Origin of the sequence: Sphingomonas sp. EC-HK361 (assembly GCF_902498785.1) — a bacterium.
In the GTDB taxonomy this organism is placed as follows: Bacteria; Pseudomonadota; Alphaproteobacteria; order Sphingomonadales; family Sphingomonadaceae; genus Sphingomonas.
Window position 1 is genome coordinate 670,260 of the sequence record NZ_LR701494.1, and the last position, 22,620, is coordinate 692,879.

Sequence of the window (22,620 nt, forward strand, 5' to 3'; positions counted from 1 at the left end):
TGATTTTCAAACAAGCGTCGTTGCCCGCCGTAAATCCTTCGGCCGTCCGAACAGAAGCAGAATCGCGCGCAGTTCGGCGCGCGACGGCACACCGATCATGACGTCGCCGCATCGAATCAACTCCCGGCTCTGCGGCACCACGCTTGCCCATTGCCCTGCATCCGCGACGTGCAAGCCGGCCATGAACTCGACCGGCAGTGGAGGGGCGGTCCATCGCGCAAATATGGCGGAGCGGAACAGCGGATCGTTCCCGCTTTCACATCGCGCCAAACCAAGTTCATCGACGAGCCGCAAAGCATCGGCGGTGCCAAGAAGCACATCGATGTCGCCGATCTCGTCCGCCGCCCCGCCGTGCAGCGCGACCGCGGCGCTGCCGATGATCCACCACGGCTCGTCCGCCTTGCCTAGCAGCGCCGCAACCCGCTCCAGCGTGGCGACGACCGGCGGCGGCAATATGGGCGTCAGACCAGCCGGCTCTGCTTCACCGCCGCGCCGATGAAGCTGGCGAACAGCGGATGCGGGTCGAATGGCTTGGACTTCAGCTCCGGATGAAACTGCACGCCGACGAACCACGGATGATCCGGCCGCTCGACGATCTCCGGCAGCGTTTCGTCGGGTGACATGCCCGAGAAGACGAGCCCGCCCGTCTCCAGTGCCGCGCGGTAGCCGGTGTTCACCTCGTACCGGTGCCGGTGCCGCTCATGGATCGTGGTGTCGCCATAGATCGACGCAACGACACTGTTGCCGTCCAGCCTCGCCTCATAGGCGCCCAGCCGCATCGTGCCGCCCAGGTCGCCGTTCGCCTCCCGCTTCTCCAGCCCGTCCTTGCCCATCCATTCCGTGATCAGACCGACCACGGGTTCGTCGGTCGGGCCGAATTCGGTCGAGGAAGCACCGGCGATTCCGGCGAGGTCGCGCGCGCCCTCGATGCAGGCCATCTGCATGCCGAAACAGATGCCGAAATACGGCACGTTGCGCTCTCGTGCGAAGCGGATGCTCGCGATCTTGCCCTCCGCGCCGCGCTCGCCGAACGCGCCGGGGACGAGGATCGCGTGGCACGGCTCGAGGGCAGCTGCGATCTCGCTCTCGTCGCCCTCGAACAGTTCGGCGTCGATCCAGCGGATGTTGACCTTCACCTTGTGGGCGATGCCGCCGTGCACCAGCGCTTCGTTGAGCGACTTGTAGGCGTCCTGCAGCCCGACATATTTGCCCACGACGCCGACGGTCACCTCGCCTTCCGGATTGGTCAGTCGGTCGACGATCTGTTCCCAGCGCGACAGATCGGGTGTCGAGCCCGGCTCGATCCCGAAGGCGCGCAGCACCTCGGAATCGAGGCCCTCGGCGTGATATTGCAGCGGCACCGCATAGATGCTCTTCGCGTCGAGCGCGGGGATGACCGCGGCCTTGGGCACGTTGCAGAACAGCGCGATCTTGGCGCGGTCGCTGTCGGGCAGCGGATGCTCGCAGCGGCAGACCAGAACGTCGGGCTGGACGCCGAGCGCGGCGAGTTCGCGCACCGAATGCTGGGTCGGCTTCGTCTTCAGCTCGCCCGCCGCCGAGATATAGGGAACGAGCGTCAGGTGGACGCTGATCGAATTGCCCCGGCCAAGGTCGTTCTTGAGCTGGCGGATCGCCTCGATGAAGGGCAGCGATTCGATGTCGCCGACCGTCCCGCCGATCTCGCACAGGACGAAATCCAGGTCGTCGGTGTCGGCCTTCGCGAATTCCTTGATCGCATCGGTGACGTGCGGGATGACCTGCACCGTCGCGCCCAGATAGTCGCCGCGGCGCTCGCGGGTGATGATCTGCTGGTAGATGCGACCTGACGTGATGTTGTCGCTCTGCCGCGACGCGACGCCGGTGAAGCGCTCGTAATGGCCGAGATCGAGATCGGTCTCCGCGCCGTCATCGGTCACATAGACCTCGCCGTGCTGATACGGGCTCATCGTGCCCGGATCGACGTTCAGATACGGATCGAACTTGCGGATGCGGACCTTGTAGCCGCGCGTCTGGAGGAGAGCGGCGAGCGATGCCGCCATGAGACCCTTGCCGAGCGAGGAGACCACGCCGCCGGTAATGAAAATGAACCGCGCCATGGGAGGAAACGCCTAGCCTCTAAACACAAGGGATCACAAGCGCCCGAATCCACGGACGCGACGAAATGCCGACAATTCGGTATTCTTACCGCGCGAGCGGGACGCCGTTGTCCGCAGGCGGGGTGCTGTTCTGCGCCGCTGCGGCGGCCGCATTCTGCGCTGCCGTCGCGAAGGGCGCGCCCTGATCGGCGGGCGCCGGTCCGGTGCTCGCCGGGGCGAGCGGTGCCTTGCGGGCCAGCGAAGTATCGACCGTCGTCGACTGGCGGCCGGCGGCGATCACCGACAGCGCGATGCTCATCGACACGAACAGAAACGCCAGCACTGCGGTCGACCGGGTCAGGAAATCGGCGGCACCGCGCGCGGACATCAGCCCCGACGGGCTGCCGCCCGAAGTCAGGCCGCCGCCTTCCGACTTCTGCATCAGGATCACCGTGACGAGGGCCGCGGCGATGATCGCCTGCACGACAAGGAGAAAGGTGAACATGATGCGCGACGAGAGCCCGATGATGGTGATGACCGAGCGCGCACATAGGCGGGATGGTGCGTCCGATCAACCGATCAGCCCGCCCCCCCATCCAGCAAATTCGTAACACAGCTGAAACCAGCGCGGAATGCAGGCGTTATCTGCGCACAGGCAAGGCCCGTATCCCCGGGTTTTCACTATCGGGACGAATGAAGCGGTGGCAACGGCAATACATCCCGAGCTCGGCGGCTGGATGCGGACGTTGGTCGATTATGTCCGCTCCGGCGAGCCCGACCTCACCAATCGGCAGATGGCGCTCCTTCTGCTTGTCTATCTCAATCCCGGCCCCCATACGGTCCGCGGTCTGGCGCGTGCATTGAACGTGTCGAAGCCGGTGGTCACGCGCGCCTTGAACAGGCTGGGCGCGCTGGGCTATCTGCGCCGCCAGCGCGACGACAGCGACAAGCGCAATATATTCATCGCGCGCACATCCGAAGGGGCAGATTTTCTTGAGGAGTTCGGCCATTTCATCGGCGACGGAGACGAACCGCTCGCCGAACGGGCACCCAACCACGCCAGCGCGTAGCAGCTTCGCGCTGACCGGGCCGTCGCGCCACCTCGATCCGCGCACCAACGCCGTTCGGCCGGATATCGCCGACGTGCGGCTCGCCGAATACGTATTCGCGCCGCATTATGCCGCGCCGATGCCGCGCAAGCTGCTAAGCGCCGCCGTGATGACCGAAACCCGCCAAGCCGATTCCGGGACCGTTGCCCAACTCGCCGCCGGCGACGCGTTCGACGTGCTCGACGTGACCGGCGGGGTAGCCTGGGGAATCGCGACCGGCTCCGGTCTTGTCGGCTACCTGCCGGCGAAGGCGCTCGGCCTGCCGGGATGAGCGTGCGCGTCTTCATCGACGGCGCGGTCGGCACCACGGGGCTCGAAATCCGCGAGCGGCTGGCAGGCCGCGACGACGTGACGGTCACGACGCTTTCCGATGACCTGCGCAAGGATGCCGCGGCCCGCAGCGACGCGCTGAATGCGGCAGACGTCGTCGTGCTCTGCCTGCCTGACGATGCGGCGCGCGAGGCGGTGGCGCTGGTCACCAACCCCGCGGTTCGGATCATCGATGCGTCGAGCGCGCACCGGACCGCCGCCGGCTGGACCTATGGCTTTCCCGAGATCGAGGCCGATCGCGCCGAAACGCTGCGGACAGCGGCGCGAGTCACCAACCCCGGCTGCTATCCGACCGGCTTCCTGGCGCTCGTCAGGCCCTTGGTGCGAAGCGGCCTAATCCCCGCCGACTGGCTGATGACGGTCAACGCGACGTCGGGCTATTCGGGTGGCGGCAAGGCGATGATCGCCGAGTTCGAAGGCGCTTCCCCCGCCCCCGCATTTCGCGCCTATGCGCTCGGCCTCGCGCACAAGCATGTGCCCGAAATGCAGGCGCATGCCGGCCTGGCGCACGCGCCGATCTTCGCGCCAGCCGTGGCCAACACCTATCGCGGCATGGTCGTCGAGGTGCCGCTCCATCTCCACGCGGTCCCCGGCCGCCCGACGCTCGCCGCGATCCGGGACTGCTGGACCGACGCCTATGCCGGTCATCCGCTCGTCCGGCTGGGCGCGGAAGCTGCGGCCATCGCGATCGCGGACGATGCCGGCACCGACCGGCTGACGCTCCATGCCTGCGGCAATGACGCGGCGGGTCAGGCGCGGCTCGTCGCCACGCTCGACAATCTCGGCAAGGGCGCGGCGGGTGCCGCAGTCCAGAACCTCAACATCATGGCCGGGCTAGATCCGCTCGCCGGCCTCACCGCCTGATATTTCCAAGGAGACGCCCGTTGCAGCGCAGCCCCGTCGGTAAACTCCTGCTGTTCGGCGCCACCGGCGATCTGGCGCAGCGCATGCTGCTGCCGTCGCTCTACGGCCTCCACGCCGACGGTCTGCTGCCCGACGGGCTGACGATCACCGGCACCGCCCGGTCCGAGCATGACGATGCGAGCTACAAGAAGTTCGCGAAAGCCGCGCTCGACGAGTTCCTGCCGGACGACCGCAAGGACGAAAAAGCGCTGAAGTCGTTCCTCGATCGGCTCCAATATCAAGCGCTCGATGCGACCGACATGGCGCACTACAAGGATCTGGCGAAGAAGATCGGCGATACGGCGGGCGGGCTCGCGATCTTCCTCTCGACCGCGCCATCGCTGTTCGAGCCGGTCATCAAGGGTCTCGAATCCGCCGGACTGACCGGCGAGACGGTGCGGATCGGCCTCGAAAAGCCGCTCGGCTACGACCTCGCCTCGTCGAAGGAGATCAACGACACTGTCGCGACTGCCTTTCCCGAGGATCGCACCTTCCGGATCGACCATTATCTGGGCAAGGAAACCGTCCAGAACATCCTTGCGCTGCGCTTCGGCAACTCGTTCTTCGAACCCGTCTGGAACGCGCAAGGCATCGACAACGTCCAGATCACCGTTGCCGAGACGGTCGGGCTCGAGGATCGCGCCGGTTATTACGAGACGGCGGGCGCATTGCGCGACATGGTCGCCAACCACATGCTCCAGCTCGTCGCGCTGATCGCGATGGAGCCCCCCGCCCGCTTCGACGGCACCGCGATCCGCGACGAAAAGGCGAAGGTCTTCCGCTCGCTCCGCCAGATGCCGCCCGAACAGGTCCCACACGAAACCGTGATCGGCCAATATGGCGACGGTGCGGTGAACGGCGAGATCGTGAAGAGCTACGTCGCCGAACTCGGCAAGCCATCGACGACCGAAACCTTCGTCGCGATCAAGGCGCATGTCGACAACTGGCGCTGGCAGGGTGTGCCCTTCTACCTGCGCACCGGCAAGCGGATGGCGACGCGGCGCAGCGAGATCGCGATCCAGTTCAAGCCAGTGCCGCATTCGATGTTCGCTGGCCGCGGCGGGCTGCTCCAGCCCAACATGCTCATCATTCGTCTGCAGCCCGAGGAGTATATCCAGCTGCTCGTGATGGCGAAGGAGCCCGGGCTCGACCGCGAGGGGATTCGATTGCGCGAAGTGCCCTTGAACCTCAGCCTCGACGCTGAATTCGCCGGCACGCGCCGCCGCATTGCCTATGAACGCTTGCTCCTCGACCTGATCGAGGGCGACCCGACGCTGTTCGTGCGACGCGACGAGGTGGAAGCGCAGTGGCAGTGGATCGACGCGATCCGCGAGGGGTGGACCGCGAACGACATGAAGCCCAAAAGCTATGCGTCGGGCACCTGGGGACCCTCCAACGCCATCGCGCTGACGGAGCGCGACGGGGTGACCTGGCAGGACGATTGAGCACTTCTTGTATTCCCGCGCACGCGGGGATCCAGTCTGGGCTCCCGCCTGCGCGGGAGCACAACGCAAAAGGCACGATATGACCGAGATCGAATGGTGGGACTATGACGACGCAGCCGAGATGGCGGGCGCGGTCGCGGGCGACATCCAGTTCATCATCGAAAGCGCGATCGACGCACGTGGCGGCGCGGTTATCGCGCTCTCGGGCGGCAAGACTCCGGTGCCCATCTACGAGAAGTTGAGCGCGGCGAAGCTCGACTGGAAGCGCGTGACCATCGTGCCGACCGACGAGCGCGTCGTGCCGCTGGGCGATCCGCTGTCCAACGTCACGATGATCGGCAAGGCGTTCATCCCCAAGGGCGCTCGCGTCATGCCGATCGTGCCGAGCGCGACGGCGGACTACAAGGCGGCCGGGCGCTCCGCGGACGCGCTGATGCAGGACCTGCACTGGCCGCTCGACCTGTGCCTGCTCGGTGTCGGCGGCGACGGGCACACCGCGTCGATCTTCCCCGGCGCCGATTTCGACGAAGCGCTGAATGGCCCGCGCGAGCGGCGCGCGCTCGGCGTGATGCCCGATCCGCTGCCGCCCGAGGCACCGGTCGCACGGGTGACGCTCAGCCGTTCCGCCATCGTCACCGCGCGCGCGCTGATGATCGCGGTCACGGGCGATGCCAAGCGCAAGGTCATCGAGGACGCGATCTCGGAAGGTGCCGGCTCGCCCTATCCGATCGGCCGCGTGCTGGCGGATGCGGAGCTGCCGGTGGATATCCACTGGGCGGCCTGATCGCCTGACCCTAATGTATCTCCGCGAAGGCGGAGATCCAGACTGGGCTCCCGTCCCTGCGGGAGCACATCGGAGATCGAAATGAACCCCGCCGTCAGCGCGGTCACCGACCGCATCATCGAACGCTCGCGCCCCTCCCGCGCCGCCTATCTCGCGCTGATCGAGCGCGAGCGCGAGACCTGGATCGGCCGCCCGTCGCTCGGCTGCGCGAACCTCGCCCATGCCTATGCCGGCACGCCCGAGGACCGCGAGGCGATGAAGGCCGATGCGGGCATGAACATCGGCATCGTCACCGCCTATAACGACATGCTCTCCGCGCACGCGGTCTACTACCGCTACCCGGAACTGATGAAGGTATGGGCGCGCGAGGTCGGCGCCACGGCGCAGGTCGCAGGCGGCGTGCCAGCGATGTGCGACGGGGTGACGCAGGGCTATCCGGGCATGGAGCTGTCGCTGTTCAGCCGCGACACGATCGCGCTCTCCACCGCGATTGCGCTCTCGCACGGCACGTTCGAGGGCGCGGCGTTGCTCGGCATCTGCGACAAGATCGTGCCCGGCCTGCTGATGGGTGCGCTACGCTTCGGCCATCTGCCGATGGTCCTCATCCCCGGCGGTCCGATGCCCTCGGGCCTCGCCAACAAGGCCAAGGCCGCGGTGCGCGAGCGGTTCGCGACCGGCGAGGCGACGCGCGAGGAGCTGCTCGACAGCGAGATCGCCGCCTATCACGGCCAGGGCACCTGCACCTTCTACGGCACCGCCAACACCAACCAGATGATGATGGAGGTGATGGGCCTGCACATGCCCGGCGCCGCGTTCGTCAATCCCGGCACGAAGCTGCGTCAGGAACTCACCCGCGCCGCCGTCCAGAAGGTCGCTGGCCTCGGCTGGCGCGGTGACGATTACCGCCCGCTCGGGCACTGCGTCGACGAGCGCGCGATCGTGAACGCGGCGGTGGGGCTGCTGGCGACCGGCGGATCGACCAACCACCTGCTCCACGTCCCCGCCATCGCGCGTGCGGCGGGCATCGTCATTGACTGGGAGGATTTCGACCGCCTCTCCGCCGCCGTGCCGCTCATCGCGCGGGTCTATCCCAACGGGTCCGCCGACGTGAACGCCTTCGAGTCAGCGGGCGGCATGCCCTTCGTCATCGGGCAGCTGATCGATGGCGGCTACCTCCACCGCGATATCAGGACGGTCGGCGGCGCCGACCTCCGCGACTACGCGTCGAAGCCGGTGCTCAAGGACGATGCCCTCGCCTGGGAACGCGTCGGGGACAGCGGCGACGAGACCATCCTTCGCCCCGCCACCGCGCCCTTCTCCCCCGATGGCGGCATGCGCATCCTGCAAGGCAATATCGGCCGCGCGTGCATCAAGGTGTCGGCGGTCGAGCGCGACCGCTGGATCGTCGAGGCGCCGGCGCGCGTCTTCGCCGATCAGCTCGAAGTGCTCGAGGCGTTCCGGCAGGGCACGCTGGAGCAGGATGTCGTCGTCGTCGTCCGCTTCCAGGGCCCGCGCGCCAATGGCATGCCCGAACTCCACAAGCTCACGCCGTGCCTCGGCGTACTGCAAAATCGCGGGTTCAGGGTCGCGCTCGTCACCGATGGGCGCATGTCGGGCGCGAGCGGCAAGGTGCCGTGCGCGATCCATTGCTCGCCCGAGGCGCTGCTTGGCGGTGCGATCGGTCTGGTCCGTGACGGCGACATGCTCCGCGTCGATGCGGTGAACGGCACGCTCGACGCGCTCGTCGATCCGGCCGAATGGGCGACGCGCGAATCTGCTCCCGCACCTGCACCCGCCACGGGCATGGGGCGCGAATTGTTCGGGATGTTCCGCGGGCTTGCCGATGAAGCCGAAAAGGGCGCATCGGCGGTATTGGCGGGTGCCGGGCTTTAGGAGGATGTCGATGGAAGTCGTGGCAGTTGATATCGGCGGAACCCACGCGCGCTTCGCGATCGCCGAGGTCGAGGGTGGCCGCGTCGTGGCGCTCGGCGAGCCGGTCACGCTGAAGACTGCCGAGCATGCGAGCCTCCAGACCGCGTGGCAGGCGTTCGAGGCGCAACTCGGCCGCCCAACCCCCAAGGCCGCGGCGATCTCGGTCGCCTCGCCGATCACGGGCGACGTCATCCGCCTGACCAACAATCCCTGGGTGATCCGCCAGTCGCTGATCCCCGAGCGGCTGGGCGCCGACATCTACACCGTCATCAACGATTTCGGCGCGGTGGGCCATGCCGTCGCGCAGTTGCCGGTGGAGGATTTCGACCATCTCTGCGGCCCCGACACGCCGCTCCCGGTCGAGGGTGTGACGACCGTGTGCGGCCCCGGCACGGGGCTTGGCGTCGCGCAGGTCTTCAAGACGCCGGACCGCTATTACGTCCTGCCGACCGAGGGGGGCCATGTCGATTTCGCCCCGCTCGACGGGATCGAGGACGCGATCCTCAAGCGGCTGCGCAAGACCTTCACCCGCGTCTCGACCGAGCGCGTCTGCGCCGGGCCGGCGATCGTCGCGATCTACGAAACGCTCGCCGAGCTCGAAGGGCGCGCCGTCCACAGCCGTGACGACAAGACGATCTGGGCCGAGGCGCTGGACGGCACCGATTCGATCGCGCTCGCCGCGCTCGATCGCTTCTGCCTGACGCTCGGTGCCGCCGCGGGTGATCTCGCGCTCGCGCACGGCGCGAAGGGCGTTGTCATCGCGGGCGGCCTGGGCCTGCGCATCAAGCACAAGCTGCTGCGATCGGGCTTCGACCAGCGCTTCATCGCCAAGGGCCGCTTTCAGTCGCTGATGGCGTCGCTCCCGGTCAAGCTCATCACCCATCCCCAGCCCGGCCTGTTCGGCGCCGCGGCCGCCTTTGCGCAGGAACATAGCTGATGCCCGATATCGAAACGATCATGCGGACAAGCGCGGTGATCCCGGTCCTCGTCATCGACGACGCCGCGACCGCAAGGCCGCTCGCCGAAGCGCTCGTCGCGGGCGGTCTGCGCGTCCTAGAAGTCACGTTGCGCACCCCCGCCGCGCTCGACGCCATCCGCGAGATGAAGCAGGTCCCCCGCGCGATCGTCGGCGCGGGCACGGTCGTCTCGACCGATCAGTTCGCGCAGGTCATGGACGCGGGCGCGGAGTTCATCGTCTCGCCCGGCCTGACCGATCGCCTCGCCGATCCGATCATCGCGAGCGGTGTGCCCTACCTCCCCGGCATCGCGACCGCGGGTGACATCATGCGCGGGCTCGACCTGGGCCTGACGCACTTCAAGTTTTTTCCGGCGGAAACTTCTGGCGGGATCAAGGCGCTGAAGGCCCTCGCCGCGCCGTTCTATCAATGTCGCTTTTGTCCAACCGGCGGCATCACCGAAACGTCGGCACCCGAGTGGCTAGCGTTCGAAAAGGTGCTGTGCGTCGGCGGCAGCTGGGCGACCCCCGCAGGCGCGTCGATGGCTGATGTGGAAGCGAAGGCGCGGGCTGCAAGCGCAATTCATAGGTAATATGTGTCCCCGCGAAGGCGGGGACCCAGTCTGGGCTCCCGCCTTCGCGGGAGCACGTCTCTACATCTCGCCGCGCGCATGGCGGATCGCATACCATTTCGCGACATTGGCATTATGCTCTTCCAGCGTGTCCGCGAACACATGCCCGCCCGTTCCGTCAGCGACGAAATACAGCGCCTTCGTGTCCGCCGGATCGAGCACCGCGTCGATCGATGCCTTGCCCGGGTTCGCGATCGGCCCGACCGGCAGGCCGGGGCTTGCATAGGTGTTGTAGCCGTTCTTCGCCTTCAGCTCCGATTCCAGGATGCGCCGCCCAAGCGGACGCCCCTTGGTGATCGGATAGATGACGGTCGGGTCGGCCTGCAGCGGCATGCCGAGGCGCAGGCGGTTGCCATAGACGCCCGCGACCGTCCGCCGCTCGGACGGTTTGCCCGTCTCCTTCTCGACGATCGAGGCGAGCGTGATGGCCTCTTCGGGCGTCTTTACCGCGATATCGGCTTTGCGCTTCTTCCACGCCGCGGCGAGATAGTCGCGCATCGCTTTCTGCATCCGCAACACCACCGAAATTCGCGTGTCACCACGCTCATAGGCATAGCTGTCGGGCAGTACCGACCCCTCACGCGGCACATCGACGCTGCCGACCAGCCCGTCCGCGCGCAGCAGCGCATCATGGACGATCACCGAAGGCAGCCCCTCCGGCACCACGACGAACCGCTGGCGGACCTTCCCCGCCTGAAGCAGGTTCAGAACCTCCGACTTGCTGGCGGACGGCGGCAGGGCATATTCGCCGGCACGAATCGACTTGTTGTTACCGAATACGCGAGCATAGGCGCGGAAACGGAACGCAGAATCGATCGCGCCCGCCTTTTCCAGCTCGGCCGCCGCCCGCGACAGCGTCGCTCCGCGCGGGATCTGGACGGTCAGCGCGCTGTTCGAGGGCCCCGCCCCGCGCCAGTCCTGCGCGATCAGAAACGCCGCGACGATCCCGAGCAGGCCAAGCAGCAGGCCGAAGCAGCCGAGCGGTCTCATCGCGTCATTCCCCGTTCGTGCTGAGCGCAGTCGAAGCACCTGACGAAGCGCATGGCCTTCGACTTCGCTCAGGCCGAACGGCGCATTGGGCCAGGAAAATAGCAAGCCATATCAGACCGCCTTCATCACGAGCGAGGCGTTGGTGCCGCCGAAGCCGAACGAGTTGTTGAGCACCGCGCGCACCTGCCGCTTCTTGGCGGTATGCGGCACCAGATCGACGCCGACGCAATTGTCGCTCGGATTGTCGAGATTGAGCGTCGGCGGGACGATCTGGTCGCGCATCGCCAGGATGCAGAAGATGCTCTCCACGGCGCCCGCGCCGCCCAGCAGATGGCCGATCGCCGATTTGGTCGAGGACATCGACACGCCGCCCAGCGCATCGCCGAACAGCCGCCTTACCGCGCCGAGTTCCAGTTCGTCGCCCAGCGGCGTCGAGGTGCCGTGCGCGTTGATGTAATCGATATCCTCGAGCGAAAGGCCCGACTTGCGCATCGCCATTTCCATCGACCGGAACGCCCCGGAGCCTTCCGGATGCGGCGCCGTCACATGATAGGCGTCGCCGGACAGGCCGTAGCCGATGACCTCGGCGTAAATCTTCGCGCCGCGCGCCCTGGCGTGCTCATATTCCTCGAGGCAGACGACGCCGGCGCCCTCACCCATCACGAAGCCGTCGCGGTCCTTGTCATAGGGCCGGCTGGCACGCGTCGGATCGTCGCGAAAGCCGGTGGAAAGCGCGCGCGCCTGACCGAAGCCGGCGATCCCGATGGGGCAGATCGCGCTTTCCGCGCCCCCGGCGAGCATGACATCGGCATCGTCCATCGCGATCATCCGCGCCGCGTCGCCGATCGAATGCGCGCCGGTCGAACAGGCGGTAACGACGGCGTGGTTCGGTCCCATCAGGCCGTATTTGATCGAGACCTGCCCCGAAATGAGGTTGATGAGGCGTCCATGCACGAAATGCGGGCTGACCCGCTTCGGCCCCTTTTCAGCGAGGACGAGCGACTCGCTTTCGATCCCCGGCAGCCCGCCGATCCCCGATCCGATCGAACAGCCGGCGCGCAGGCGCTCCGCTTCGCTCATGTCGGTCAGGCCCGCATCCTCGAGCGCCTGGCCGGCGGCGTCGATGCCATAGACGATGAACGGATCGACCTGGCGCTGAATCTTGTGGTCGACACGCTTGCCGGCGTCGAACCCGAATTCATGGTCAGCGGGCTTCACCTCGCAGGCATAGTTGGTCTGGAAATCCGTCGCATCGAAACGGGTGATCGTCGCCGCGCCCGATTTGCTCGCGATGATGTTCGCCCAGGCCGTTTCCACATCCGCGCCCAGCGGCGTGACAAGCCCCAATCCGGTTACGACGACACGCCGCATGGCAACTCCAATCCTTGTCCAAAACGAAACGGCTCCCCGCCCTCTAGCCGGGGACGGGGAGCCGCTCAAATCCGGCCCGATGTGGGACGTGGGGGCTTAGCCCTTGTGCTCGTCGATATAGGTGATCGCGTCCTTGACGGTCGCGATCTTCTCCGCGGCATCATCGGGGATCTCGACGCCGAATTCCTCCTCGAACGCCATCACCAGTTCGACGATATCGAGGCTGTCCGCGCCCAGATCGTCGATGAAGCTCGCATCTTCGGTCACCTTGTCGGCTTCGACGCCGAGGTGCTCGACGACGATCTTCTTCACGCGGTCGGCGGTCTCGCTCATAACATTCCCTCTTCACGTTGGGGGGTTTTGGGTAATTCCTGAACGCACGTAGAACGCGTGACGCAGGGGCGCAAGTATCAGATCATCGCCATCCCGCCGTTCACATGCACGGTCTGCCCGGTGACGTATCCGGCTTCACGGCTGGCGAGATAGACGACCGCGGCGGCGATGTCCTCGCCCTCACCCAGCCGCCCGGCGGGAATGCGGGAGGTGAGCGCGGTCTTCTGCGCATCGGGCAGCGCGTCGGTCATCGGCGAGGTGATGAACCCCGGCGCGACGCAGTTCACCGTGATGTTCCGGCTGGCGAGCTCCTGCGCGATCGCCTTCGACATGCCGACCAGCCCGGCCTTGGATGCGGCGTAATTGGCCTGCCCCGGATTGCCCGTCGCGCCGACGACCGAGGTGATCGAGACGATCCGCCCGAACCGCGCCTTCATCATCGGTTTGGCCGCGGCGCGAATCAGGCGGAAGGCAGCTTCCAGGTTGACGCGGATTACCTGATCCCATTCCTCGTCCTTCATCCGCATCGTCAGATTGTCGCGGGTGACGCCGGCATTGTTGACCAGGATATCCAGCTTGCCGCCGAGCGCATCGACCGCGCGCGGCACAAGCCCGTCCACCGCCGCGGCATCCGAAAGGTCGCAGGCGAGTGCGACATGATCGCCACCAAGGCTGGCGCAGAACGCATCGAGCTTCGCCGCATTCGAACCCGAAACCGCCAACCGCGCACCCTGCGCCGCAAGCCCCCTGGCGATCGACGAACCGATGCCCCCAGATGCGCCGGTCACCAGCGCGGTCATGCCTGTCAGGTCGAACATCATATTTTCCTTGGAATTTTTTCGCGCAGAGACGCGGAGGACGCAGAGGGAGTGTAGTCATTGACCAGGCGACGGAGACCTTCCTTGAGCGTCGCGCCACCGAAATTGATTAGCAGCCCAACGGGCTGCTTGGTTAAACGGAGGTAGGTCAGCAACTGCTTGGCGTGCACCGCCGTCAGGCGCTCCACCGATTTGATTTCCACCAGCAATCGATCATCGATCAACAAATCGATACGAAAAGCGGCCTCAAAGCGTAACCCGTCAAATTCGATATCGATTGGCCGCTGCCTGACGACGGTGTAGCCCATCTGTGCCAATCTGGCCGCCAGAACCGTTTCATAAACGCTTTCGAGTAGCCCGGGGCCAAGATCGCGGTGAAGGCGCAGTGCAACATCGACGACATCACCGCTGATCTCATCAATATTCTTCACCATTTCCTCCGCGCTCTCCGCGTCTCCGCGCGAACAAAGTTCTAAATGACTCTCACCAGCGCCTCGATATCGTCCATCGACACCACGCTCGTTGCTGTCACGTCCGGCGCGATGCGCTTTACCATGGGACTGAGCACCTTGCCGCCGAACTCGACGAAATCGTGCACCCCGGCCGCTTCCATCGCCAGCACCGATTCGCGCCAGCGGACCATGCCGGTCACCTGCTCGACCAGCAGCGCGCGGATCGTGTCGGGGTCGGCGACGGGGGCCGCGGTGACGTTCGCGTAGACCGGGACGAGCGGCGCGGAGATCCGCGCGTCGGCCAGCGCCGCTCCCATCGCCTCGGCGGCGGGCTGCATCAACGGGCAGTGGAACGGCGCCGACACCGGCAGCGCGATCGCCCGCTTGGCACCGTGATCCTTGGCGATGGCGATGGCGCGGTCGATCGCGCCCCTGTGCCCGGAGAGGACGACCTGCGACGGATCATTGTCGTTGGCGACGGTGCAGACCTCGCCCTCGGCCGCAGCATCGGCAATCACCTGCGCCTTGGCAAGATCGGCACCGAGCAACGCCGCCATCGCCCCGACGCCCACCGGCACCGCCGCCTGCATCGCCTGCCCGCGCAGCTTCAGCAGCGTCGCCGTCGTCGCAAGGTCGATCGCGCCGGCTGCGCACAGGGCCGTATACTCGCCCAGGCTGTGCCCGGCCACGAAGTCCGCCTTGTCGGCAAGGCGTATCCCGCCCTCCCGTTCCGCCACACGCAGCGTCGCGATGGCATTCGCCATGATCGCGGGCTGCGCGTTCTCGGTCAGCATCAGATCTTCGGACGGGCCATCCCACATCAGGCGCGAGAGCGACTGGCCGAGCGCTTCGTCGACCTCCTGAAACACCTCGCGAGCGACAGCGGAGGCATCGGCCAGGGCCTTGCCCATGCCGACCGACTGGCTTCCCTGCCCCGGGAACATGAAGGCGCGCATCGTCATCCTCTCGTCAAAACAGGTCGTCCGCGTAGAAAGCTGAACGCCGTTTCGCAAGCTGCGACACCTGGTGACACTTTCGTCATGTTGCCGGGACGGGGCTGATACACCCGCCTCCTATCTCTTCATTCGACGCCGGGGACATCCGGCGCCCGACATGAGGAGACAAGTCATGAAGAAGCTTATTCTGAGCGCGGTCGCCGCCGCCGTTATCGCCAGCCCGATGGCCGCAGCCCCCGCGATGGCCGCGCCGCAGCGCCACGAAACCATCGTGCGCCACCAGCCCGGCCGGACCGTGGTCGTCAAGAAGACCGTGCGCAAGGCGCCGGCGCGCGTAACCTATCGCCACTGGGCGAAGGGCCAGCGCTTCGATCGCCGCTATGCGCAGAACTACCGCGAGATCGACTATCGCCAGTACCGGGACCGTCGCCTCTATGCGCCGCCCCGGGGCTATCACTGGGTGCGGTCGGGCAATGACGCGGTGCTCGTCGCGGTTGCCAGCGGGCTGATCGGTGCGGTCATCGGCGGCGCGCTCAACTAAGGCTGCTTTCGGGCCAGCCATTCCGGGCGGAAGCCTTGCCTTTCGCCCGGAAACCGCTAAGGAACCGCCATCGGGGTGGGAAGCGTCTGCTTCTCGCCTCGATGTGCTTTTGCACGAGACGACAGCCGGAGGGGCGCATCGCATGGGGCGGGCGTCAGCGATCGGCCAAGACGAAGGACAAGACATGGCTCTTTACGAGCACGTGTTCCTTGCGCGCCAGGATCTGGCACAGGCGCAGGTGGACGCGCTGGCGGAAGCCGCCACCAAGATCGTTCAGGATCACAAGGGCAAGGTCGTCAAGACCGAGACCTGGGGCCTGCGCAGCCTCGCGTACAAGATCGCGAAGAACCGCAAGGCGCATTATGTGATGCTCGAAATCGACGCCCCCGGCGATGTGGTTGCCGAGCTGGAGCGCCAGACGTCGATCAACGAAGACGTCATCCGCTACATGACCGTCCGCGTCGATGCGCTCGAAGAGGGGCCTACCGTGATGATGCGCAAGCAGGAGCGCGACCGTGAGCGCCGCGGCGACCGTGAAGGTGGGCGCGAGGGTCGTCCCGATCGTGGCGACCGCCCCGATCGTGGCTCGCGTCGTGAGGAGATGAACTGATGGCCCGCCCGTTTTTCCGTCGCCGCAAGAGCTGCCCCTTCTCCGCGAAGGACGCGCCCCGGATCGACTACAAGGACGTCCGCCTGCTGCAGGGCTTCGTGTCCGAGCGTGGCAAGATCGTGCCCAGCCGCATCACCTCGGTGAGCGCAAAGAAGCAGCGCGAACTCGCTCAGGCGATCAAGCGCGCCCGCCATCTGGGCCTGCTGCCCTATGTCGTTAAGTAAGGAGTAGCAGACATGGATGTCATTCTGCTGGAACGCGTCGAAAAGCTCGGCAAGATCGGCGACGTCGTCACCGTGAAGGACGGGTTCGCCCGCAACTTCCTGCTGCCGAACAAGAAGGCGCTGCGCTCGAACGAAGCCAACCGCAAGGTGTTCGAGGCCAACCGCGCGCGCATCGAATCGGACAACGCCAATCGCCGTAGCGAGGCCGAGACGGAGGCAAAGACCTTCGACGATGCCAAGATCACGCTGATTCGCCAGGCATCGAACACCGGCCAGCTCTACGGCTCGGTCGCGGTGCGCGATCTGGTCGAGGCGCTGAACGCCGATGGTCACAAGGTCGCCAAGTCGGCGATCGTGCTCGACAAGCCGATCAAGGCGATCGGCGTTTACGAGGTGAAGGTCGCGCTGCACCCCGAAGTGTCGGTGACGGTCAAGGTCAACGTCGCACGCTCGCCCGAAGAGGCCGAGATGCAGGCGTCGGGTGTCGACGTCATGGCGGCGATGTTCGAGGAAAACCGCGACGAGAGCGGTTTCACCGAGGACTATGATCCCAATGCCGAGCCAGGCGCAACTGCCGAGACGCAGGCCTCCGAGGCACAGCCCGCCGCAGAGGACGACGCGCAGGGCTGACGCCCCGCGTCTTTCACGGCCAAACAGAAAGGGCCGCCCGGTTTTGCCGGGCGGCCCTTTTCTTTTTCGTCGGGCGTCGCGCCGCTCAGGGGCAGGCGACGCACGCGCCGATCACGGCGGCCAGCGGGATGAGAGCGAGGACGACGGGGAAGATCTGTTTCACGGGCTTTTGGCGATCTGCTGTTGGTTTCAGAAAGGCAGAATGCACCGGGCGCCAAATAGTTTCGAAATGCCTTTACCGCGCCTGAACGCGTCCGCTCACTCCCACTCGATCGTGCCGGGCGGCTTCGACGTATAGTCGTAGGTTACGCGGTTGATGCCCTTCACCTCGTTGATGATCCGCGTGGTAACCCGCGACAGGAAGTCGCCGGGGAACTGGAATGCCTGCGCAGTCATCCCGTCCGTCGAGGTCACCGCCCGCAGCGCGAGCACCGAATCATATGTCCGGCCATCGCCCATCACCCCCACCGATCGCACCGGCAGCAACACCGCGAACGCCTGCCAGATCGCATCGTAGAGCCCGGCGTTGCGGATCTCCTCCAGATAGACGGCATCGGCTTTGCGCAGGATATCGCACCGCTCCTTGGTGACCTCGCCCGGAATACGGATCGCGAGACCGGGTCCGGGAAACGGATGGCGGCCGACGAAGATGTCGGGCAGCCCGAGTTCACACCCCAGATCGCGTACCTCGTCCTTGAACAGCTCGCGCAGCGGCTCGACGAGCTTCATGTTCATCCGTTCCGGCAGCCCGCCGACATTGTGATGGCTCTTGATCGTCACCGATGGCCCGCCGGTGAAGCTGACGCTTTCGATCACGTCCGGATACAGCGTGCCTTGCGCCAGGAATTCCGCGCCGCCGATCTTCTTCGCTTCGCTTTCAAAGACCTCGATGAAGGTCTTGCCGATGAACTTACGCTTTGCTTCCGGATCGGTGACGCCGGCGAGACCGTTCAGGAACAGCGTCTCCGCGCTCACATGGACGAGCGGGATGTTGTAATGTCCGCGGAACAGCGAAACGACCTGGTCCGCCTCGCCGGCGCGCAGCAGCCCGTGATCGACGAAGACGCAGGTCAGCTGGTCACCGATCGCTTCGTGGATCAGCACCGCTGCGACGGCCGAGTCCACGCCCCCCGATAACCCGCAGATCACCCTCCCCTTGCCGACCTGCTCGCGAATCTCCGCGATCTTGGTCTGGCGAAACTCCGCCATCGTCCAGTCACCGGAAAGCCCGCAAACATGGCGCGCAAAATTGGCGATCAGCTTGCTCCCATCGGGGGTGTGGACGACCTCCGGATGGAACTGGAGCCCGTAATAGCGGCGATCCTCGTCGGCGGTGATCGCGAACGGCGCGCCCCTGGACGATGCGACGGGGCGAAAGCCGGGCGCGAGCTCCGCGACATGATCGCCGTGGCTCATCCACACTTGATGCCGGTCGCCTTCCTTCCAGAGCGCGTCGAACAGGGCACAGCGCCGATCGACCTCCACGAACGCCTCGCCGAACTCGCCCGACGCGCCCTTCTCGACCCGCCCGCCAAGCTGTTCTGTCATCACCTGCTGGCCGTAGCAGATGCCGAGCACGGGAACGCCGCTATCGAACACCGCCTGCGGCGCGCGGGGGCTGTCCGCGTCGGTCACCGATGCCGGCCCGCCCGAGAGGATGACCCCCTTGGGCTGCATCCGTTCGAAGGCGTCGGCGGCGGACTGGAAGGGCGCGATCTCGCTATAGACCCCCGCCTCGCGCACCCGGCGTGCGATCAGCTGGGTGACCTGGCTGCCGAAATCGATGATGAGAATGCTGTCGGGATGCTCCATGGCGCAGGCCCTAGCGGCGTAGTCGGCTCAGGCCAAGCCTGTCGGCGGGGGCGGGGGCAGCACGTGAAGAAACGAAAAGGGGCTGCCCCGGCATAGGCGCAGCCCCTTCGTGATTCGCCGCGGCAAAGCCGCGTCGTCGGTCGTCGCTTGAGCGCCGCCGGCTGGACGAGGCTTGAGCCTCGTCGCAACACGGCTGCGACTTACGCCGCCTCGTCGAAATCCTCGTCCGACATCACCGGACCCGAATCCTGGCCCTTGGCCGAGAGGTCGCGGTCGACGAACTCGATGATCGCCATCGGCGACGCGTCCGACGCGCGGATGCCGGCCTTGATGATGCGGGTGTAGCCGCCGTTGCGGTCGGCATAGCGCGCGGCCAGCACATCGAAGAGCTTCACCAGCTGCGCATCGTCAAGCAGCCGCGAGTGCGCGAGGCGGCGGTTCGAAAGGCCGCCCTTCTTCGCGAGCGTGATCAGCTTTTCGATATACGGGCGGAGTTCCTTCGCCTTGGCGACGGTGGTCGTGATCTGCTCATGCTTGATGAGCGCTGCCGACATGTTGCGGAACAGCGCGATGCGGTGGGCCGAGGTCCGCTGAAGCTTACGGCCGCCAACACGGTGACGCATGATCTATCCTTTTCGTTCGTCAGGGGGCCGTTTCACGGAACCCCAAGGCAGGTCGGGACGGTGGCCGACCTTGTTTACCGTCATCCCGGCGAAGGCCGGGATCCATGTCTCTACCGGCTCGATACGACGCGGGAGTAAATCCCGCGTCGTCGGTCGGGTTCGGCGAGCCGACCCGCCGGCCGAGGCGATCGCCACGGCACGGATTAGCGTGCGCTAATCCGCTGCGATCACCCCATAATCTCCTGCTCGAGCTTCTTGGCCATTTCCTCGATATTCTCGGGCGGCCAGCCGGGGATTTCCATGCCCAGGCGCAAGCCCATCGAAGACAGCACTTCCTTGATCTCGTTCAGGGACTTGCGGCCGAAATTCGGGGTGCGCAGCATCTCGGCTTCGGTCTTGCCGACCAGGTCGCCGATATAGATGATGTTGTCGTTCTTCAGGCAGTTCGCCGAACGCACCGACAGCTCGAGCTCGTCCACCTTCTTGAGAAGGTAGCGGTTGATCTGCTGGGTGTCGCTAGCCGGCTCCGCGCCAGCAGCGGGTGCTGCATGGCCGATCGGGGCCGAGCGCGTGACCGCCGAATCATCGAAGTGGACGAAGAGCGCGAGCTGGTCCTGAAGGATACGGCCGGCATAGCCGATCGCGTCTTCCGGGGCGATCGTGCCGTCGGTCTCGACCGTCAGCGTCAGCTTGTCGTAATCGAGGTCCTGCCCGACGCGGGTCGGATCGACCTTGTACGACACCTGGCGCACCGGCGAGTAGAGCGCATCGACCGGGATCAGCCCGATCGGCGCGTCGGCCGGGCGATTGGCGGTCGCGGGGACATAGCCCTTACCGATATCAGCGGTCAGCTCCATGTTGAGCGTCGCGCCTTCGTCGAGGTGGCAGATCACCAGATCGGCGTTCATCACCTCGATATCGCCCGACACCGCGATGTCGCCGGCCTTCACCGGGCCGGGGCCCGTCGCCGAAAGCTGGAGACGCTTCGGGCCTTCGCCCTGCATCTTCAGCGCGATCTGCTTCACGTTCAGCACGATGTCGGTCACATCCTCACGGACGCCGGCCAGCGAACTGAACTCGTGTAGGACGTTCTCGATCTTGATCGAGGTGACGGCGGCGCCCTGCAGCGACGACAGCAGCACGCGGCGCAGCGCGTTGCCGAGCGTCAGGCCGAAGCCCCGCTCCAGCGGCTCGGCGACGAACGTCGCCTTGCGCTTGCCGTCACCGCTCGTCTTCTTTTCGAGGCCGGTGGGCTTCTTCAGTTCCTGCCAGTTCTTTGCATTGACAGACAAGCTCATGTCCCCTGGTGTTGGGCGGGCGGGGGGAAGCGCCAGCCGTTGAGGAAAAACGCGCCGACTCGTCAGCCGGCGGTCGGAAAAATCAGACCCGGCGACGCTTCGACGGACGAACGCCGTTGTGCGGGATCGAGGTCACGTCGCGGATCGACGTGATCTGGAAACCCACCGCCTGCAGCGCGCGCAGTGCCGATTCGCGGCCCGAACCCGGGCCCTTCACCTCGACCTCGAGGGTGCGGACGCCGTGCTCGGCGGCCTTCTTGCCGGCGTCTTCCGCTGCGACCTGCGCGGCGTATGGCGTCGACTTGCGCGAACCCTTGAACCCCATCATCCCGGCCGAGGACCAGCTGATCGCATTGCCCTGCGCATCGGTGATGGTAATCATGGTGTTGTTGAAGCTGGCGTTCACATGCGCGACGCCACTGGTGATGTTCTTGCGTTCGCGACGGCGAATACGCTGCGGTTCACGTGCCATTTGGTGTTCCTGACCTGAATCTCAAGATACGCCGGTTCAGCGCCGGCGGAGAAGTAAGCGCGAGGCTTACTTCTTCTTGCCGGCGATCGGCTTGGCCTTGCCCTTGCGGGTGCGCGCATTGGTGTGCGTGCGCTGGCCGCGGACCGGCAGGCCCTTGCGGTGGCGAAGCCCACGGTAGCAGGCGAGGTCCATGAGACGCTTGATGTTCATCGCGGTCTCACGGCGCAGATCGCCCTCGACCGTGTGGTCGGCGTCGATCGTCTCGCGGATCTGCAGCACTTCCTGGTCGGTCAGGTCCTGCACGCGACGCTCGGACGTGATGCCCAGCTTCTCGGTGATGGCCTTCGCCTTGGTCGGGCCGATGCCGTGGATATAGGTCAGCGCGATGACGACGCGCTTGTTGGTCGGGATGTTGACACCCGCGATACGTGCCATGAAACTTGTTCTCCTTGCTCCACGGGGTGCGGCATGGCTGCCACGCATCCCATCTCGTCGCACTGCCCCGATTCGCCGGCACCTGAACGCAACAAACGCGGCGGGCGCACAAGCACGCCGCCGGGAGCCGGTCTATCGGAAGCCGCGTCCAATACGGCTGCCCGCCCGCACTGTCAACCGACCGACGCGGTCAAAGATTGGCGCCGACCAGATGCCCGATGGCATAGGTCACCGCCATCGCCGCCGCGCCCCAGAACGCGACGCGCAGCATCGGTTTCGCGAGGGGCGATCCCCCCGCCCGCGCCCCGACCGCGCCGAGCACCGCGAGGAGGACAAGGCTGGCGATCGAGACGATCAGGCCGATCCGCGCAACCGGCGCGAGGATCACGGTCAGCAACGGTATCGCCGCGCCGATCGCGAAGCTGGCCGCCGACGCCATCGCTGCCTGCACGGGGCGCGCCGCGCCGTGTTCGGTTATGCCCAGCTCGTCACGCATATGCGCGCCGATCGCGTCGTGCGCCATCAACTGCGTCGCGACCTGCCCCGCCAGTGCTGCATCTAGCCCGCGCGCACGGTAGATCGCGGCCAGTTCCTCATGCTCGCCGTCGGGATCGTTGACCAGTTCCTCGGTCTCGCGCGCATGGTCCGCCGCTTCGGCATCGGCCTGGCTACTGACCGAGACGAACTCGCCGGCGGCCATCGACATGGCGCCAGCGACCAGCCCGGCCGTTCCGCTCAGCAGGATCGCAGCGCGGTCAGGTCCGGCCGCTGCGACCCCGACGATGAGGCTTGCGGTGGAGACGATGCCGTCGTTCGCGCCCATCACCGCAGCCCGCAGCCACCCGATGCGCTCGACCCGGTGACCCTCTGCGTGCAGCCTGCTCATGCGC

The 22,620-nt window shown here is 66.2% G+C and carries 27 protein-coding genes; 12 read left to right on the forward strand and 15 right to left on the reverse strand.

What is annotated here, in order from left to right; translation table 11 throughout:
• Positions 1–6: 6 nt before the first annotated feature.
• The 3 genes from BOS5A_RS10525 to secG form a co-directional block, all read right to left on the reverse strand.
• Positions 7–453 (reverse strand): hypothetical protein, encoded by a 447-nt coding sequence (locus BOS5A_RS10525; RefSeq protein WP_234419301.1) that lies wholly within the window; start codon positions 451–453, stop codon positions 7–9.
• An 8-nt stretch (positions 454–461) separates the two neighbouring features.
• Positions 462–2,096, reverse strand: coding sequence for a CTP synthase (locus BOS5A_RS10530; RefSeq protein ID WP_151955071.1), 1,635 nt, complete (start codon positions 2,094–2,096; stop codon positions 462–464).
• A gap of 85 nt (positions 2,097–2,181) precedes the next feature.
• The gene (gene secG, locus BOS5A_RS10535) at positions 2,182–2,580 is read right to left on the reverse strand and encodes a preprotein translocase subunit SecG (RefSeq protein WP_151955072.1); all 399 of its coding nucleotides are present in this window, start codon (positions 2,578–2,580) and stop codon (positions 2,182–2,184) included.
• 232 nt (positions 2,581–2,812) lie between these two features.
• Between secG and BOS5A_RS10540 the strand changes: the two genes are divergently transcribed.
• The 8 genes from BOS5A_RS10540 (at position 2,813) to eda (ending at position 10,126) form a co-directional block, all read left to right on the forward strand.
• Positions 2,813–3,145: a MarR family transcriptional regulator gene (locus BOS5A_RS10540; RefSeq protein ID WP_151955955.1), complete on the forward strand. Its 333-nt coding sequence runs from the start codon at positions 2,813–2,815 to the stop codon at positions 3,143–3,145.
• Positions 3,146–3,218: 73 nt separating this feature from the next.
• A complete protein-coding gene (locus BOS5A_RS10545; RefSeq protein WP_234419302.1) occupies positions 3,219–3,455 on the forward strand; it encodes an SH3 domain-containing protein in 237 nt (78 codons plus the stop codon).
• Entirely contained in the window at positions 3,452–4,378 is a 927-nt protein-coding gene (argC, locus tag BOS5A_RS10550; RefSeq protein ID WP_151955073.1) for an N-acetyl-gamma-glutamyl-phosphate reductase, read from the forward strand. The genes BOS5A_RS10545 and argC overlap by 4 nt, the downstream gene beginning before the upstream one ends.
• Before the next feature lie 20 nt (positions 4,379–4,398).
• Positions 4,399–5,862, forward strand: a complete 1,464-nt coding sequence (gene zwf / locus BOS5A_RS10555) for a glucose-6-phosphate dehydrogenase (protein WP_151955074.1) — start codon at positions 4,399–4,401, stop codon at positions 5,860–5,862.
• A 79-nt stretch (positions 5,863–5,941) separates the two neighbouring features.
• On the forward strand, positions 5,942–6,646 hold the full coding sequence (gene pgl, locus BOS5A_RS10560) for a 6-phosphogluconolactonase (RefSeq protein ID WP_151955075.1): 705 nt from the start codon (positions 5,942–5,944) through the stop codon (positions 6,644–6,646).
• 81 nt (positions 6,647–6,727) lie between these two features.
• On the forward strand, positions 6,728–8,539 hold the full coding sequence (gene edd / locus BOS5A_RS10565; protein ID WP_151955076.1) for a phosphogluconate dehydratase: 1,812 nt from the start codon (positions 6,728–6,730) through the stop codon (positions 8,537–8,539).
• Between the two features lie 10 nt (positions 8,540–8,549).
• Complete coding sequence (glk, locus tag BOS5A_RS10570; protein WP_151955077.1) at positions 8,550–9,515, forward strand: glucokinase; 966 nt, start codon at positions 8,550–8,552, stop codon at positions 9,513–9,515.
• Complete coding sequence (gene eda / locus BOS5A_RS10575) at positions 9,515–10,126, forward strand: bifunctional 4-hydroxy-2-oxoglutarate aldolase/2-dehydro-3-deoxy-phosphogluconate aldolase (protein ID WP_151955078.1); 612 nt, start codon at positions 9,515–9,517, stop codon at positions 10,124–10,126. Before glk ends, eda begins: the two co-directional genes overlap by 1 nt.
• Before the next feature lie 60 nt (positions 10,127–10,186).
• Here the strand turns inward: eda and mltG are convergent, their stop codons facing one another.
• The 6 genes from mltG to fabD form a co-directional block, all read right to left on the reverse strand.
• Entirely contained in the window at positions 10,187–11,155 is a 969-nt protein-coding gene (gene mltG, locus BOS5A_RS10580) for an endolytic transglycosylase MltG (protein WP_151955079.1), read from the reverse strand.
• 111 nt (positions 11,156–11,266) lie between these two features.
• Positions 11,267–12,526 carry a beta-ketoacyl-ACP synthase II gene (gene fabF / locus BOS5A_RS10585; RefSeq protein ID WP_151955080.1) on the reverse strand — a complete coding sequence of 420 codons (1,260 nt, stop codon included), beginning with the start codon at positions 12,524–12,526 and terminating at the stop codon, positions 11,267–11,269.
• A gap of 96 nt (positions 12,527–12,622) precedes the next feature.
• Positions 12,623–12,859 (reverse strand): acyl carrier protein, encoded by a 237-nt coding sequence (locus tag BOS5A_RS10590; protein WP_056424990.1) that lies wholly within the window; start codon positions 12,857–12,859, stop codon positions 12,623–12,625.
• Positions 12,860–12,936: 77 nt separating this feature from the next.
• A complete protein-coding gene (gene fabG / locus BOS5A_RS10595) occupies positions 12,937–13,677 on the reverse strand; it encodes a 3-oxoacyl-[acyl-carrier-protein] reductase (RefSeq protein ID WP_151955081.1) in 741 nt (246 codons plus the stop codon).
• A complete protein-coding gene (locus BOS5A_RS10600; RefSeq protein ID WP_151955082.1) occupies positions 13,677–14,108 on the reverse strand; it encodes a GxxExxY protein in 432 nt (143 codons plus the stop codon). Before BOS5A_RS10600 ends, fabG begins: the two co-directional genes overlap by 1 nt.
• A gap of 41 nt (positions 14,109–14,149) precedes the next feature.
• Positions 14,150–15,085 (reverse strand): ACP S-malonyltransferase, encoded by a 936-nt coding sequence (fabD, locus tag BOS5A_RS10605; protein WP_151955083.1) that lies wholly within the window; start codon positions 15,083–15,085, stop codon positions 14,150–14,152.
• A gap of 172 nt (positions 15,086–15,257) precedes the next feature.
• Between fabD and BOS5A_RS10610 the strand changes: the two genes are divergently transcribed.
• The 4 genes from BOS5A_RS10610 (at position 15,258) to rplI (ending at position 17,090) form a co-directional block, all read left to right on the forward strand.
• Entirely contained in the window at positions 15,258–15,626 is a 369-nt protein-coding gene (locus tag BOS5A_RS10610; RefSeq protein WP_151955084.1) for an RcnB family protein, read from the forward strand.
• Between the two features lie 184 nt (positions 15,627–15,810).
• A complete protein-coding gene (gene rpsF, locus BOS5A_RS10615; RefSeq protein WP_151955085.1) occupies positions 15,811–16,236 on the forward strand; it encodes a 30S ribosomal protein S6 in 426 nt (141 codons plus the stop codon).
• A complete protein-coding gene (gene rpsR / locus BOS5A_RS10620) occupies positions 16,236–16,460 on the forward strand; it encodes a 30S ribosomal protein S18 (RefSeq protein WP_007403456.1) in 225 nt (74 codons plus the stop codon). Before rpsF ends, rpsR begins: the two co-directional genes overlap by 1 nt.
• Positions 16,461–16,472: 12 nt before the next feature.
• A complete protein-coding gene (gene rplI / locus BOS5A_RS10625; RefSeq protein WP_151955086.1) occupies positions 16,473–17,090 on the forward strand; it encodes a 50S ribosomal protein L9 in 618 nt (205 codons plus the stop codon).
• Positions 17,091–17,348: 258 nt separating this feature from the next.
• On the opposite strand, the gene guaA is transcribed toward rplI, so the two are convergent.
• From guaA to BOS5A_RS10655, 6 genes are all read right to left on the reverse strand, one after another.
• Entirely contained in the window at positions 17,349–18,902 is a 1,554-nt protein-coding gene (guaA, locus tag BOS5A_RS10630) for a glutamine-hydrolyzing GMP synthase (RefSeq protein WP_151955087.1), read from the reverse strand.
• A gap of 200 nt (positions 18,903–19,102) precedes the next feature.
• On the reverse strand, positions 19,103–19,525 hold the full coding sequence (gene rplQ, locus BOS5A_RS10635; protein WP_151955088.1) for a 50S ribosomal protein L17: 423 nt from the start codon (positions 19,523–19,525) through the stop codon (positions 19,103–19,105).
• 227 nt (positions 19,526–19,752) lie between these two features.
• Positions 19,753–20,817 carry a DNA-directed RNA polymerase subunit alpha gene (locus BOS5A_RS10640; protein WP_151955957.1) on the reverse strand — a complete coding sequence of 355 codons (1,065 nt, stop codon included), beginning with the start codon at positions 20,815–20,817 and terminating at the stop codon, positions 19,753–19,755.
• 88 nt (positions 20,818–20,905) lie between these two features.
• The gene (rpsK, locus tag BOS5A_RS10645) at positions 20,906–21,295 is read right to left on the reverse strand and encodes a 30S ribosomal protein S11 (protein ID WP_114687585.1); all 390 of its coding nucleotides are present in this window, start codon (positions 21,293–21,295) and stop codon (positions 20,906–20,908) included.
• A gap of 66 nt (positions 21,296–21,361) precedes the next feature.
• A complete protein-coding gene (gene rpsM / locus BOS5A_RS10650; RefSeq protein WP_151955089.1) occupies positions 21,362–21,730 on the reverse strand; it encodes a 30S ribosomal protein S13 in 369 nt (122 codons plus the stop codon).
• Between the two features lie 190 nt (positions 21,731–21,920).
• Positions 21,921–22,616 (reverse strand): VIT1/CCC1 transporter family protein, encoded by a 696-nt coding sequence (locus BOS5A_RS10655; protein WP_151955090.1) that lies wholly within the window; start codon positions 22,614–22,616, stop codon positions 21,921–21,923.
• Positions 22,617–22,620 lie beyond the last annotated feature (4 nt).